Annotated in this window: 14 protein-coding genes and 1 pseudogene; 9 read left to right on the top strand and 6 right to left on the bottom strand. The window is 35.4% G+C overall.

Annotated elements, in window-relative coordinates; translation table 11 throughout:
* Positions 1 to 17: 17 nt before the first annotated feature.
* A complete protein-coding gene (locus D5R40_RS13405; protein ID WP_124154754.1) occupies positions 18 to 1,382 on the bottom strand; it encodes a CHAT domain-containing protein in 1,365 nt (454 codons plus the stop codon).
* A 457-nt stretch (positions 1,383 to 1,839) separates the two neighbouring features.
* Between D5R40_RS13405 and tatC the strand changes: the two genes are divergently transcribed.
* Positions 1,840 to 2,694: a twin-arginine translocase subunit TatC gene (gene tatC / locus D5R40_RS13400; RefSeq protein ID WP_124154753.1), complete on the top strand. Its 855-nt coding sequence runs from the start codon at positions 1,840 to 1,842 to the stop codon at positions 2,692 to 2,694.
* A gap of 308 nt (positions 2,695 to 3,002) precedes the next feature.
* Complete coding sequence (locus D5R40_RS13395) at positions 3,003 to 3,974, top strand: TauD/TfdA dioxygenase family protein (protein WP_124154752.1); 972 nt, start codon at positions 3,003 to 3,005, stop codon at positions 3,972 to 3,974.
* Between the two features lie 432 nt (positions 3,975 to 4,406).
* Here the strand turns inward: D5R40_RS13395 and D5R40_RS13390 are convergent, their stop codons facing one another.
* On the bottom strand, positions 4,407 to 5,879 hold the full coding sequence (locus D5R40_RS13390) for a mechanosensitive ion channel domain-containing protein (protein ID WP_124154751.1): 1,473 nt from the start codon (positions 5,877 to 5,879) through the stop codon (positions 4,407 to 4,409).
* 608 nt (positions 5,880 to 6,487) lie between these two features.
* Between D5R40_RS13390 and D5R40_RS41010 the strand changes: the two genes are divergently transcribed.
* Positions 6,488 to 6,610: a hypothetical protein gene (locus tag D5R40_RS41010; RefSeq protein WP_282433629.1), complete on the top strand. Its 123-nt coding sequence runs from the start codon at positions 6,488 to 6,490 to the stop codon at positions 6,608 to 6,610.
* A gap of 436 nt (positions 6,611 to 7,046) precedes the next feature.
* A complete protein-coding gene (locus D5R40_RS13385) occupies positions 7,047 to 7,382 on the top strand; it encodes a tRNA-binding protein (protein ID WP_124147626.1) in 336 nt (111 codons plus the stop codon).
* Positions 7,383 to 7,401: 19 nt separating this feature from the next.
* Here the strand turns inward: D5R40_RS13385 and D5R40_RS13380 are convergent, their stop codons facing one another.
* Positions 7,402 to 7,719: a DUF3067 family protein gene (locus D5R40_RS13380; RefSeq protein WP_124147628.1), complete on the bottom strand. Its 318-nt coding sequence runs from the start codon at positions 7,717 to 7,719 to the stop codon at positions 7,402 to 7,404.
* 759 nt (positions 7,720 to 8,478) lie between these two features.
* On the opposite strand from D5R40_RS13380, the gene petC reads away from it, so the two are divergent.
* The 3 genes from petC (at position 8,479) to D5R40_RS13360 (ending at position 12,848) form a co-directional block, all read left to right on the top strand.
* Positions 8,479 to 9,018, top strand: coding sequence for a cytochrome b6-f complex iron-sulfur subunit (gene petC, locus D5R40_RS13370; RefSeq protein ID WP_124147625.1), 540 nt, complete (start codon positions 8,479 to 8,481; stop codon positions 9,016 to 9,018).
* A gap of 259 nt (positions 9,019 to 9,277) precedes the next feature.
* Positions 9,278 to 10,267: a cytochrome f gene (gene petA / locus D5R40_RS13365; protein WP_124154750.1), complete on the top strand. Its 990-nt coding sequence runs from the start codon at positions 9,278 to 9,280 to the stop codon at positions 10,265 to 10,267.
* Between the two features lie 838 nt (positions 10,268 to 11,105).
* Positions 11,106 to 12,848 (top strand): iron uptake porin, encoded by a 1,743-nt coding sequence (locus D5R40_RS13360; RefSeq protein ID WP_124154749.1) that lies wholly within the window; start codon positions 11,106 to 11,108, stop codon positions 12,846 to 12,848.
* Between the two features lie 374 nt (positions 12,849 to 13,222).
* Here the strand turns inward: D5R40_RS13360 and D5R40_RS13355 are convergent, their stop codons facing one another.
* Both D5R40_RS13355 and D5R40_RS13350 read right to left on the bottom strand, forming a co-directional pair.
* Positions 13,223 to 13,387: a hypothetical protein gene (locus D5R40_RS13355; RefSeq protein WP_205127650.1), complete on the bottom strand. Its 165-nt coding sequence runs from the start codon at positions 13,385 to 13,387 to the stop codon at positions 13,223 to 13,225.
* Between the two features lie 575 nt (positions 13,388 to 13,962).
* A complete protein-coding gene (locus D5R40_RS13350; RefSeq protein ID WP_205127232.1) occupies positions 13,963 to 14,166 on the bottom strand; it encodes a transposase in 204 nt (67 codons plus the stop codon).
* Between D5R40_RS13350 and D5R40_RS42615 the strand changes: the two genes are divergently transcribed.
* Entirely contained in the window at positions 14,122 to 14,361 is a 240-nt protein-coding gene (locus tag D5R40_RS42615) for a transposase (protein ID WP_353769996.1), read from the top strand. The two genes, D5R40_RS13350 and D5R40_RS42615, sit on opposite strands and share 45 nt — an antisense overlap.
* Positions 14,295 to 14,514: pseudogene (locus tag D5R40_RS39555) on the top strand (IS701 family transposase); the annotation flags it as partial. The gene D5R40_RS42615 and the pseudogene D5R40_RS39555, both read left to right, overlap by 67 nt.
* On the opposite strand, the gene D5R40_RS35190 reads toward D5R40_RS39555, so the two are convergent.
* Positions 14,508 to 14,741: hypothetical protein (locus D5R40_RS35190; protein WP_205127649.1), on the bottom strand; the 234-nt coding region annotated here is incomplete at its 5' end. The pseudogene D5R40_RS39555 and the gene D5R40_RS35190 sit on opposite strands and share 7 nt — an antisense overlap.

The following is a 14,741-nucleotide window of genomic DNA, read 5'->3' as shown; positions in this document are numbered from 1 at the left end:
GATAAAAAGTTACTAAATTACCAAGGATTACCAATAATAGTAAAAGCAGCCCAATAATAAGGATGAGATAAATTTTCATTTCCATATTCTGCTAATTCTTGTGGCAATTTTACGCTACTACCAGAACCGTGTAACTTATCTTTTTTCAAGTTTACTTTCCCGTTTAACATTGCTATTTGTGCTTGTCTGAGAGCTTCTGCTTTCAGTGGATTTTTTTGAAAATGTTGATAAAATTCATTCATTAATGCCAAAGTTCCCACATCACTAACATACCAAAGACTTGCCAGTGCAGATTTAACTCCAGCTTGCACAGCTAAACCAGCAAAACCTAATTCTGCTTGTTGGTCTCCCACTGCAGTTTTACAAGCACTTAGTACCAACAATTCTACTTTTGGTTGATGCCATTTCAAATTTCTAATATCGTCTAACTCTAGCTTTTCTTGATTCCAAAACTGAATATAAGAATTACTGGGTTTGCCCGATTTAAACTCAGCATGGGTAGCTAAATGAATAATTCCAAATTTATGTTTTTGTTGTTGGTATTGTAAATTTTTAACTGTAAAATCTTGGTTGATAAATGCTTTGCCTTGAAAAAATTCTTGTGTAATTTGTTTTAATTCTGTTGGTACGGCTGGTAAAGATTGATGGTCGATAAATTCTGATGCCCCCATTCCTAATACTTGCATATTTTTTCTGGAATTATACTCAGTTTCGATCATATTAAAGGCGGGAATTAAAGCAATACTATACTTTTCTATGAGAAATTTTTCTCCATCATGTAGTGCTGATAATGCTAAACTGCGTAAACCTGGTCCTAGACAAAAAAGAATTGTATCTACTTTTTGCTTTTCTAATTCTGGCTCGATAGGAGCTACTATCCACTGATAAATTTGTTGAGCAGGTTTTAGATATGAATTGCTGTGACGTCCTCTGGGATCTGTGATTTCCCCAGCCAATATTTTTGCTGTATTTAATACAGTCTTTTGCTCTAGATCAGTAACACTGTATATAACAGGTATTTGATTGGGAGTAATTAATACTAACTGTATGGTTTTTTTTCTTGGCCATACCCAAACAACCCCAGGGTTTTTATCAGTTTGGATTTTCCATAAATCAAGTTGTTTAGCGATAGTTTCAGCAGTTAATGTAAAGCCAGAGAGATTAACACCAAAATAATTTTCATAAGCTTTTTCCCAAGTTTGTTCGATTCTATTCACAACTTCTTTGACAGCCCGATTTTCTAATAATGTATCCCACTCTGATTCTTGCAGAGCAAATGCTGGTTGTTTTTGTAGAAGAATATTTAATGTGATACTACTGATGCAGACTAATATAAATAGAAAGAATAAAATCTGATTTTTTTTCCATCTTTTGTTAAACATAATTTGGCTCCAAGATTTTTATTTCCAACTCTATTAACTATGATTGAGGCAAAAATTATGTAAGCATTTCCTACGGAATACTACGCAAACAGCAATTAGTAATAAATAATTACTTCTCAGGTTTGGTAAGGTGACCCATGGCAGTAACTTTTCTATTAAACTAATTTTAAAGGTTGCTTTTACCTTCCCCAAAATTAATTGCTGATAGCTAATAGCTGACAGCTGAACATTTACAAAATTATAGATGGGTTAAATACAGCAATTAATCTTCACCTATCAATAGTCAGTTTTTCTTGTTTTCGTGATTTTTACTTCTTTTCAAGGCTGATTAATAGACCTAAATTACCCGCAAACTACAGTATGAGAAGATGAATTTGCTTACTTAATCTCGGTACAATGGTCTACACTGTGGAAAATAAGAACTTTTATACAGACTAATCTAAAATCAAAAACAGATATGACACCTCCAGAAACTAGCACTCCTCCAGAGAGTTCAGATAATCATAATTTAGCACCTGTAAGCTTGAAAGAGCCTGAAGTTAATCCAAATAATACAGCTCGAGTAGGCGATTGTCAAGATTTAGAAGAAGATGATTATCTCGATCGAGCTCCTGATGATGTGGAAATGTCTATATTTGACCATCTCGAAGAGTTACGGATGCGAATATTTTACTCTCTAATAGCAGGAGTTGTAGGTATTATTGGTTGCTTTATTGTAGTTAAACCTATTGTCCAATTTCTAGAAGTTCCTGCCCGTGGAGTCAAGTTTCTCCAACTAGCTCCAGGAGAATATTTTTTTGTAACTATTAAAGTAGCTGCTTATAGTGGTTTTCTTTTAGCAAGTCCCTTTATACTTTATCAAATAGTTAAGTTTGTTCTACCAGGTTTAACTATTAGAGAAAGAAGATTTCTCGGACCCATTTTCTTAGGCTCTACAGTTTTATTTGGATTGGGATTAGTATTTGCTTATTTTGCAATTGTACCAGCAGCTTTGAAGTTTTTTATTAGTTACGGATCGGAAGTAGTAGAACAAGCTTGGTCAATTGAACAATATTTTGAATTTGTATTACTATTAATGTTTAGTACGGCATTAGCATTTCAAATTCCTATCCTGCAATTTTTGTTAGGTATTTCAGGAATTGTTTCTTCTCGACAAATGTTTTCTGGCTGGAGATATGTATTGTTAGGTGCAGCAGTTTTAGGAGCAGTTTTAACTCCTTCAACTGACCCTTTAACTCAAAGTTTATTAGGTGGAGCAGTAGTGGCTCTTTATCTAGGAGGTAGTTTTGTTGTCAAGTTAATTGGCAAATAAAAAATACTGTCTTTACTAAACTATTAATAATTGTCGCACTAGCAGTAAAAATTAATAATTTTTGCTCTGGGATTTCTACAATAATTGTTAGATATTGTGGGAATAGTCAGTTCTCAACAAATGCTCTCTAGTGTTAGGGTCTGGATTATCAGGAGCTGTTTTAACCTTTTCAACTCACCCTTTGACTCAAAATTTAGCAGTAGTTTTTCTTGACTTAGGTGGTAGTTTTGCCATAAAGTAGATTAGGCTATAAAGAATATTTAGTCTATTTATCAGTAGTTCAGTTATTAGTCAAAAATATTAGAAAAATGTCTATAAAACTACAAAACCCTAATCAAACATTACCCTCATTTAAACCTTTACACAATCAATTTGGAAAAGAGCTATCTTTCGGAGCAGAAGTAGTTGGAATTGACCTGTCAAAATCTCTATCATCTCAACAGTGGGAAACCCTAATGACAGGATTTGAAAAACATTCATTACTATTGTTTAAAAATCAGCAGTTAACTCCAGAGATGCAACTTAATTTTCTTACCAGCTTTCCCCATGATATTCAGGCAGTTAAGGAAGGAAGAAATATTGCCCCATTCTATAAAAAATTGCCTGGTTATCCTCCCTTACTTTCTCTTCATGGATACGGTTCATTTACTCACTATGGACACGAATTTACACTTCCTGCTGGTGAGGTATTTAAATATTCTCATGTTTGGCATACTGACTTTAACAGTATATCTGATACCCCACCAGTGGTGAGTGCTATGTATGCAGTAGTTGTACCCAAAAAAGGAGGTGAAACACTTTTTTGTAGTTCTATAAAAGCTTATGAACTTCTAATACCAGAACTGCAAAAACAAGCTCTAGAAATGAAAGTTTGTTATTGCCCTACCATGAACTTTAAAGTTGAACCTCAAGGTCGGCGTCGAATAGATGATGTTGAAGCTTCTATGAAAAATTTTAATCCTCCTGAAGTTGGTAGAATACAGCCAGTAGTAATCCAAACAAAAAAAGGCAAGAATGCTTTGTTTTTAAGTGTACATTCTGCTGGAAAAATTGAAGGAATGGAAGCCAAACCAAGTCAGGAATTAATAGAGAAGTTTTTAACTCCAGGTACTCAACCAGAACATATTTTTTCTCTCAAATGGGAAGTGGGAGATTTTGCTATCTGGAATAACCGAGAAATACTTCATACTGGAACACCTTGGCATGTCTACGAAAATGAACAAAGGTTAATGCACATCTTTTTTCTTGATAGTACAGAAAAAGTTACTCCAGCTTCTTAACTCTACTGAAATAATAGTTTGCTGAAAAAGTATTTTGGTGAGGGTAGGAGTTAAGATAAATCTTGAGTATTTTAACTCTTAGGAATGAAAATGTAGCACTTTTTTCGCCTAAAAAAGGCTCAAAAATTTACAGCAGATTCCAAGTATATGAAGTATGGGTATTAACAATTAAATTTTTGTAGTGCGGGTATTTTGCCCGCGATAACTTTACCTCACCAAGTTGGAATCCGCTGTATCTGTAAATACTTTTATCGTTAATCAGTAAGCCCTAAAATAGTGATAAAAATAAACTGGTTATTTTGCACGGGTATTTAGAGAATATTCTGACAAAAAAATAATATCTCAAGCCTCCCTTTTAAGGGTATGAAAAAAATAAACTTTTGTATTTCAAGCCTCTAGCTTCAACGGTCGGTACTGATAACTGATAACAATTTATATCCCAAATAAAGTATAAATTCGATTTCTAATCCAAATCATTGCTGTTTCTTGGGAATTTTCTTGCTTATCCAGTAATCCTAAATTTTTTAAAGTCTCTAAACGTCGGGATAATTCTTCAGAAATTTTGTCTGCTAGTTTTTGGTGCTTTGCCAAAAGATTGTGTAAATTGTCTCGGTCTACTACAAATAAAATTGTATCTTCTGTGGCACGAAGACTCGCTGTACGAGTAATCCCTAATATTAGTGACATTTCTCCAATAAATTCTCCTGCATATCTAGTCGTAATATACTTATTTGCTTTTTCTGAAAAGACTTCTACTGACCCCGAAAGTATTATATAAAATGAGTCTCCTGACTCTCCTTCTAGACAGATTATTTCACCACGAGGCACAATTTTTCTATATCCATTTTCAATGACATCTCGTATTTCAATGTTATTACAGTTCTTAAAATAACTAATCTGTCGTAATAAATCTCGTAAATTCCATTTTGAGAAATTTTGTTTAGTTTTTACTTGATTTTTGATTAAGGAATTTGAAAAGTTTTTTTGATTTTTTCCAACGGTTGTTAACTCTGCTTTTTGATGTGTTGGAATTAAATCATTAATCTGGCGAATATGTAAATCTCTTTGGGGAAAAGGAATAGAAATATTCCGAGAGCGTAATTCTGAATCTATTGAAAAATTTAAAGAACTTTTGATTGGATCTGTAAGAGGAGGATATTTAATCCAGACTAATAGTTCAAAATTTAAGGCGCTATCTCCAAACCCTTTAAACCAAACTTTAGGCGAAGGATTTGATAAAACTCTTTTTTCCTTTCTAGCTGCATCTAAAAGTGCTTCTGTTACTAAAATTGTATCGCTACCATAGGCAACACCAATAGGAATACGTAGGCGAGAAGTCGAATCTTTATGACTCCAGTTAATAATATTTTGTTCTACTAGAAAATTATTAGGAACAATCACAAAAATACCATCAATAGTTCGGATTATAGTTGAACGAATTGAGGTTTTTTCTACTACTCCTGATAAATCATCAACTTTGATAAAATCTCCGACTTTAATTGGTTGAGCAATCAAAATTGTTAAACCACTAACAAAATTACTAATAATATTTTTCAAACCAATACCAATGCCAATACTTAAAGCACCAGCAATTACAGTAATTGAGGTTAAGTCAATGCCTGCATTATGAAGCACAATTAAGATACCAGTTATTGTAATGATGTAATTAATAATAGAGGCGATCGCTTCTCTTGTACCTTTTTTGATTCCTAAATTAACTAATATCCATTCTTTCATCCAATTTTTTATTGTGCGCGAGAAAAATACTACTAAAACAATTAAGAAAATTATTTCAGTAATATTCTTGATGGAAAATGATTTATTCCCTAACTCAAATATTTCAAATATAACTATTTTAACTAAGAGTCTAAATATATTTTTTATTTCTATAAGTATCCAATTCATCTTAAACCCAGTGTATTTAATAAATGAGGAAAAATTAAATATATAAATTAAATAGCAAATGTAAAAGAGGTTCAACCTCAGTCTATTTAAAAATTGTGTAAGTAAAAAAATATCATTTTATTCCCCCTGTTGCCTGTTGCCAGATGAGCTGTTGCCTGCGCACAGCGCTATACTGACTACTTGCCCTTTATACTAAGCGCGTGAAGTTCCGAATGTAGAATTAAGAAAATTATTTCAGTAATATTCTTTAATGAAGAATGATTTATTCCCTAACTCAAATAGTTATTTTTTAAAGATTTTAACTAACAGGCTAAATATATTTTTTATTTCTAGAAATATCTAATACCATTTTGATAGATTTTTGTTACAAATAATTAAGTTATTGCTAGTAGTCATTAAGACAGAAGAAAAGTTTGTCAGCATTTATTGCAATTTGAGGATGAGTATTTTTAATAGTTTCAATATCATCAAAACCAATTATACCAAATTAAAAAAAGGTAGTTACATCTTAATTTGTCATTTATTGCTACAATTAAAAATTTTATATATCCATCAAATGTCAAAATTCAGCATTTTTTCCTCTTTTTTATCTAGTTTTTCTTTCCCTGTTGCCAGATGAGCTGTTGCCTGTTGCCCGTGTCGAGACTGTAGCAATATTTTATGAAATTGGTATTAGAGCTATTTCTCTATCACTAACAACTATGAAATTTGTACTTTTGGGTTATGACTGAATTAATGTCATTTATCCTAGCAATTATCCTCTAAATCAAGTTACTAATACTTGTGCATTTTCGACAATCTTTACTTCCCTTTGGAGAATAATTGCCAGATAAGTTCCTATTTCTACTTTTTTCATTAGCACTTGTTCTGCTAAAAATTTATGGGAGGATATATAATCACTAATTGCTTAAATTTATTCTGTGTAAAATTTACGAAATACTGCTAATTTTCGTGACTAATTTACTACCTATTTCATGATTTATATCCTTTTGTTTTTTTACTTAAAGGGGTTGAATAGAATAAATGGTTGATCTCAATACTTGTATGGCAATTATTAGATGAATTTTTAACCTCGATAAATAGTTGAATCGATTCCATATATATTATTAATTAAGTAAAATACTAAACTGATTTATGATACTCAATCTAATTTAGAGAAGATAAAAAATGACAAACATAACTTATTCTGACTTTGAGAAAATAGAAATAAGGGTGGGAAAAATTATTGGTACAGAAGAATTTCCAGAAGCCAGAAAACCAGCTTACAAACTGTGGATAGATTTTGGTGAATTTGGCATCAAAAAGTCTAGCGCAGGATTAACAAAGCTCTATATTCGTCAAAATTTAGTGGGCAAATTAATTCTAGCAGTTACAAATCTGCCACCACGTCAAGTCGCTAACTTTATGTCTGAGGTCTTGGTTTTAGGTGTGGTGATGGATGATGGAGAAGTTGCTCTGATACACCCAGATCGAGATGTACTACTGGGCCAAAGAATATTGTAGTATTTTGAGCGCCCTCTGGTTAGAATTCTTCTACCATCCATTCTGAAGCTCTCTCGCCTAAGTCTAGAGGAATACTAACTGCCTTACCTAGTCTAGGTCTTTCTTTTGTATTCTCAATGTAGTTCTTAACAGTTTCTACACCGCCAAAACCATTGATATAGGTGGCTATTGCATCTAAGTGGGCAAAATAATCTACTTCAGTCATCGGAAAAGATACTTGCTCAAGGTACTTCCACATTACCTGCACAAATATTTTGCCTTTTGTCCGCCGTAGTTGAATATCATAAGACTTACCCCACTTATCTAGTAATAGTTGATGTAATTCCTTGCCAGTTATCATATATTTTAGATTTTAGATAAATTATAACTTCTACAGTTTTGAGTTCTAAACACTAAATATAGTGTCGCACTATAGTTTTATTTAGGATTATGTAGTGTTTTTGCGTAAATTTTCAAGTTCAATAGTTAATTTGGGAAAAACTAACTATTAAACAAGTTTCCAAAAGTAAAAAATTATACTACATTCAAATAGCAGTCGAAGGAAAGGGCGCGGACATATCAAAAGCTTAAAACTCAGACAACGCGAAATTTTTCGGTCTTTCGGTCCTTCCTTCTGCTATAAATCTAATTATCTAGTCATAGACCTTGCAATCACAACATTTACATTTCTTAATGAAAAGAACAATAAAAGTTTAAATAATGTAATAATAATCAGGAAATGGTTTTAAGTTGCAATTTGTTTAACAAAATATTGTAAGCTGGGCTGTGGTCACAGACTAACAGCAATTATTTTTTGTCTGCACATAATTCACCTGTGGCAGTAAGCACGATAGAGACGAAAACGCAGCAGTAAATATATTGGTTGCCGGAGGACATACCTCCTCCGGAGCAGCTGCGCTAACGGAGACACAAAATCGACTTGGAGGGAAGCTTAACCCATCCCCTCCCTGGAGGGGAGCAAGAGGGGTGGGTGCAGCACTCCGTTAAGCGTCAACCCTTCGAGGATCTAAGGTTCGGTAATAATCTCCGTATCTTTAGGCCGTAGAGGATGTCAAAAACACCAAACGTACATTAATAAAAAACACTCAATCTATTCATGGCTCAAGCAGAAGGAACACCAGATGTACCCGATATGGGACGTCGCCAATTTATGAATCTTCTCACCTTTGGCACTGTGACCGGGGTCGCTCTTGGAGCGCTCTATCCAGTAGTTAACTACTTTATTCCTCCATCCAGTGGAGGTACAGGTGGTGGGGTGACAGCCAAAGACGCCCTTGGTAACGATATTATTGTTAGTGACTTTGTGGCCAATCACAATCCAGGAGAAAGAACTCTGGCACAAGGTCTAAAGGGAGACCCTACCTATGTAGTGATTGAAGAAGATCAAACTTTAGCTAACTATGGTTTAAATGCAGTTTGTACTCATTTAGGCTGTGTAGTCCCTTGGAATGGTAGTGAAAATAAATTTATCTGTCCCTGCCATGGCTCTCAGTACAACAGTACAGGGAAAGTAGTTAGGGGGCCAGCACCTTTGTCTTTGGCATTAGTCCATGCCAATGTTAGTGATGATAAACTGGTCTTCACCCAGTGGGAAGAAACAGACTTCCGCACCGGAGAAGACCCTTGGTGGACTTAAAGAAGCGGTCAACACTCAGCACTCAGCAATTAGTAGGCTCGTTTTTTTTTACCTTGAGAAGAGGAATTTTAACCCCGACTCAATCATCCAGCGTAATAGTTGCTGGGAATTTTTAACCCAGAGTTGCTAAAAGCTGAGAACTGAATGCTAAAAAATGCTAAAAGCTGATAGCTAGTTCAGAGATTTTTGATTCGTAAGCAATCAGTAAATCCAAAAAATTTGTAGAAGTTTTTGATTTTGAGAGAAGACAGAACAACTGATGTCAAAAATAGACCGATCGGCAATTTGGGGTAGTATGACTAAGGCCTTCGCCAAGATGATGGTAGTAGCGATCGCAACTATAGCCCTATTCCTCACCAATGATATAGTCCATCCCCAGGCAGCAAATGCCTATCCATTCTGGGCACAGGAAACTGCTCCAGCAACTCCTAGAGAAGCTACAGGCAGAATTGTTTGTGCTAACTGTCACCTTGGTGCTAAACCTACTGAAATAGAAGTACCTCAGTCTGTACTACCAGATACAGTATTTAAGGCTGTTGTAAATGTTCCTTATGATACTGAGGTTCAACAAGTCTTGGGTGATGGTAGTAAAGGTGGCTTAAATGTAGGTGCTGTATTGATGTTGCCTGAAGGCTTCAAAATTGCACCTGAAGACAGAATACCTGAAGAATGGGAAGAAGAAATTTCTGGTCTCTACTTCCAACCCTACGCTGAAGACCAAGAAAACGTTATTTTAGTTGGGCCAATACCAGGAGAAGAATATCAAGAGATTGTTTTCCCAGTTTTATCTCCAAATCCTGCCACTGATAAATCTATCCACTTTGGTAAGTATGCTATTCATGTAGGCGGAAACCGAGGTCGTGGCCAGGTTTATCCTGCTGGTAATAAGAGCAATAATACTGTTTACAACATCTCTGCTAGTGGTAAGATTACTGATATTACTTTTGAAGAATATGTAGGTAATAACATTACTATTGTAACTACTGACGGTGAGACTGTTGTGGATACAGTGCCTCCAGGCCCAGAACTTTTAGTTGCTGTAGGAGATACTGTTGAAGCGGGTCAAGTTATTACAAATGACCCTAATGTCGGTGGTTTTGGTCAAACAGATATTGAAATTGTGCTGCAAGATGCAAATCGAGTTAAATGGTTGATGGCATTTTTTGCTCTGGTCATGCTAGCTCAGATTATGTTAGTTCTGAAGAAGAAACAAGTTGAGAAAGTTCAAGCTGCTGAAATGAATTTTTAGGTAGACTGAGTTATTTCGCTTAATAATTTACTAATAGGGAGTAAAGCATTAGGAGTGAGGGATAGACTTCATTTCTAATGCTTTGCTCCTTTATCCATTAATGAATCACTTTTACCCGGCCAATGTCACAGACGATCGGGTCTATAGTAATATTTTGATAATAAATATTAATTATTTCAAATCTAAATAAACGATTAATTTTCAAAACCTGAGCGCACAATAGCTATACTTGAAGAAGGAGACAGGAGACAGGAGACAGGAGACAGGAGGAAAATTACATGGGGATTCGCTCCCCCAAGTAATTTTGAACACCGTGTAGACGGTGGGGTATTAAACCCACAAAGAAAATGATAATACATAGTTAATTCTCTTCATTTTTCCTGCAATACCAATTAATACTACGTTACAAATACTGATATAGCATATAAATATATCAGTATGTATTATACCAATTCCCAAAAATAATGCTATACTTCCGATGAACTTCAGTTATTAAGTAATAATAATGATTCAGTAATGAATGTAGAGGATTATCGGCATTAATCCAAAATATCTTATGCCTTTTAACCCTATTCCCTACTCCCTATTCCCTACTTCCAAGGAGATGTAGCAAAACTTTTGAGAAATGGTATTACTATATTTTCTCAGGTTATTGATAATTGAAAATAGTATACTCAAGACTTTAACCTTGCCAAATAAAAAATTAATAGATAATAACTCAATAAGTTATTATCTATTAACCAGCTCGGCAAAGTAGTTAGTGCCGATAAACTATAACTTTAATCCTTACTAACAGAGTAAATCCCCTTAATAATCAAGGGGTATGAGTAAAAACTGAATGAAAAAAACTCTTAATAAATTTGTAAAATATAGTCCTAGCATTCTCAGTATCACCCTACTAATGGCTAATACTGCCCAGGCACTGCCTACTCCACCAGAGAATCAGACATCACCCAAAAATTCTATTGGGGTATCCGACCTAGAATCAAAAAAACCTACTCAGACATCACCCAAAAATTCTATTGGGGTATCCGACCTAGAATCAGAGACCTCTATTGAAGGGATAACTTCAGGAATTAAAGGGGCATCAGACTTAGAAGTAGTAGACCCAATGGGCCAAGTAACATCTGTTTCCCAGTTATCAGATGTCCAACCCACAGATTGGGCTTTTCAAGCTTTACAATCATTAGTAGAACGTTATGGTTGTATCGCAGGTTATCCGGATGGCACATTCAAAGGCAACCGTGCCATGACTCGTTATGAATTTGCAGCAGGTTTAAACGCTTGTTTAGACAGAATTACGGAATTAGTCGCAGCAGCAACCGCAGACTTAGTAACTCGCGACGACTTAGCTGTGTTACAAAGGTTGCAAGAAGAATTTGCCGTAGAATTAGCAGAATTGCGCGGTCGTGTAGATGCTTTAGAAGCACGCAGCGCAGAATTGGAAGCCAATCAATTTTCCACTACAACCAAACTAGATGGTGAAATAATATTTTGGTTAACTGATACTTATGGAGACAGAGCACAAGCTCGGGGAGAAGCATCAGCTAACGATAAAACTCAAACTACTTTATCTTACCGAATACGTCTGAATTTTGAGACCAGCTTTACTGGAGAAGATTTACTATTTACCCGTCTGCAAGCAACAGATATTCCCGACCTCAGCGGAGAAAACCTCACTAATACCTTAATGACTCTTGCAGGTATTGATGAAGCTGATGGTGATGATACAGTCTTCATCGACCTATTCTTCTACAGTTTCCCCGTAGGCGATAAAGCTCAAGTTTTAGTTGGTCCGACTGGAGTTGACCTTGACGACGTTTCCACAGTTTTAACACCCCTTCAAGATGAAGGCGAAGGCACTATCTCCCGCTTTGGTAGACGTAACCCCACAAGTTTTCGAGGTCCTGCTGGTGCTGGTCTGGGGATTCAGTACGCATTTAATGAGACCTTTTTACTCGAAATCGCTTACTTATCTGGCGAGCCAGAAGATCCAAATGAAGGTGCTGGTATTTTCAATGGTGACTATAGTGCTTTGGGTCAGCTCATAATTCAACCCAATCCCAATCTGTCTTTTGGTCTCGGTTATGTGCGCAAGTATTGGGGGAAAAATGATGTTGATGTTAGCGGTGGTACAGGCAGTTTTAAGGCTCAAGACCCCTTTGATGGTACTCCCACTACTGCTGATAACGTTGGTTTTCAAGCTAACTGGAGAGTGAATGAAAGAATTGAAATCGGAGGTTGGTTTGGTAGCACCTGGACTCGTCCGGAAAATGATAACGGTGATGATGACGATGTTACTATCATTAATGGAATGCTCTATGTTGCTTTTCCAGATTTGTTTAAGGAAGGTAACATGGGCGGTATTATGGTAGGGGTTCCTCCTATTGTTACTGATGGCGGTGATGATGATTCACTCAAGGATGACGATACTTCTATACATATAGAAGCAATTTATCGATTCCAACTTAATGATAATATCTCTGTTACTCCTGGTTTATTTGTGATTACTAATCCGAATCACGATGATTTTAATGATACTATTTGGGTGACAACATTACGGACTACTTTTAGATTCTAACTAATATAGCAATCCTAAATGATTTGTCAAAAATCTCAGTATAGATAAAAATTCTGAAACTTTTCCCCTTATTCCCAGTTAAGGTGTTCCCTAAATTCCAAGATATTGTTACCCGCAACTGATATCATGTCCGGTAGTATCCTTAGTGTGTAAAATTACGTCACAATTGGAGGAAACCCTTCTTCCTTCTAACTTATGTTCTCTATCTCCCTTTCATCAAAGTCTAAGTATATAATCGGACATGATATGAAATAGGATTGCTATAGTAGATTCTTAAATTTTCAGATCATAAAATTACTGGAGTTTAGACTAAGACAAAATTTCCCAAGATTGTTTTGGGTGAAAAAAGAAGGTAAATTAACCAAAAATTGAGTCTAAGTTTTCAGATTTTTGGTTTTTTTTGTGGGACTTTTTCGTTTTTTTACTACAGGATAACGGGTTCTTTTACTTCTGACTTTACCTGTTTTCCAACCAGTGGATTTTCCACGGGGTTTGGCAGTTTTAGCAGGGGTTCCAATCTTGACTAAAAGTCCGAACATTGATTGTGCGACCCTTCCAGGGCTTAAGTTTTTTTGAGGCTTAAGCTCACGGAAGATAAGGATTCATAAGTAGAAGGCCATTGTCTTTGAAATCAAGGTGAAAGGGAAAAATCAGCCAATGAATTGGCTGTTAAGCGTGGTTAAAACTGCATGGATTAAATCATAAGTGGAATCCTGAGCAAACCCAAGTAAATTGTAGGTATCAGTCCTAAATTTTTGCAGTCTATTTATGTTAGTATTCATCAGGGAGAGTTATGTTTCTATTTAATTGCTTTTCAATTTTCTCCCTTTTTCTGAAATTTGATTTATTAATATTTGTCAACCATCAACTTTGCTGGTATTCAGTAGCGATCGCACATGAGATTATACTAGACTGTACGGTGTTATTTTTGGGTACAACGCTGCTCCCTCAGGTATTTACAACTTCCAGCTCAAAGTGCAGTAAGCGAAAAGGTTTACAAAAAATAATGTGTAAATCTGCCAGAATGCACTGCTATAGTTAGTCTAAACTCTAGAAGATAGCCATTATATGATCAAGGAAGATGATGATCGCTATGGCAATAAAATGACTGAAGCTACCAAATAAATTCCTCATAAATTCCTCCTAGAAAGTTTACTGAACCCTTGTCATACCTTGTGGCGATCGCTCGATACTGTTTGAGTTTGGCGAAAAAATTTTTGATCTGATGAGGTACTTTGTATAAGACTCGATCATAATTACGGAGTTCTTTTAGATTTTTTTTCGGTGGAATCACTACTTCTATTCCTCTCTCAGTCAAAGGCTTTATCACCCGTTAAACCGCGTAGAGGATGTCAAACAAAGGCTCCAAGAGATTATTTTTGAGCTATGTACTGAGCACAACTGGAGGTTGATAGCACTAGAAATTATGCCAGACCATGTTCATCTAGAGCATCAACTTCACGCCTTTTTGGAGAAAGAACATTTGCTATCGTTATCAATGCTAGTTCTATAGAAGAGGCCACAGAAATTGATAATTTTATGACCAATGTCGAGCCATCAAAAGTAACATCTGAGTGGATAGTAAATAGCTACTCAAACAGAAATTGGATAGAAGTTTTTTACCGAGAAGCAATGATGATGGTGAGGATTAACAGAATATCAAGTAATATCATGTCCGTTTATATCGTTTGTATAAACCCAAGGGTGAATATCTACAGGAAATGATGGTTTTTTCTTGCGAGGGTAGCCTTCTTCCCTCTTCCCTCTTTCTTCTTCCTTCTTCCTTCTTCCTTCTTCCTTACCTTTGCTATACAAGACCGATGCTACCGGACATGATATAAGAGATAAATGGAGTCTAGAACGCCATTTTATTTTGGTATTTTGTGCTGATAC

This window comes from Okeania hirsuta, from assembly GCF_003838195.1.
Lineage (GTDB): Bacteria > Cyanobacteriota > Cyanobacteriia > Cyanobacteriales > Microcoleaceae > Okeania > Okeania hirsuta.
Note: the sequence above shows the minus strand (reverse complement) of the source record. Positions and strands in the feature narration are given on the sequence as shown.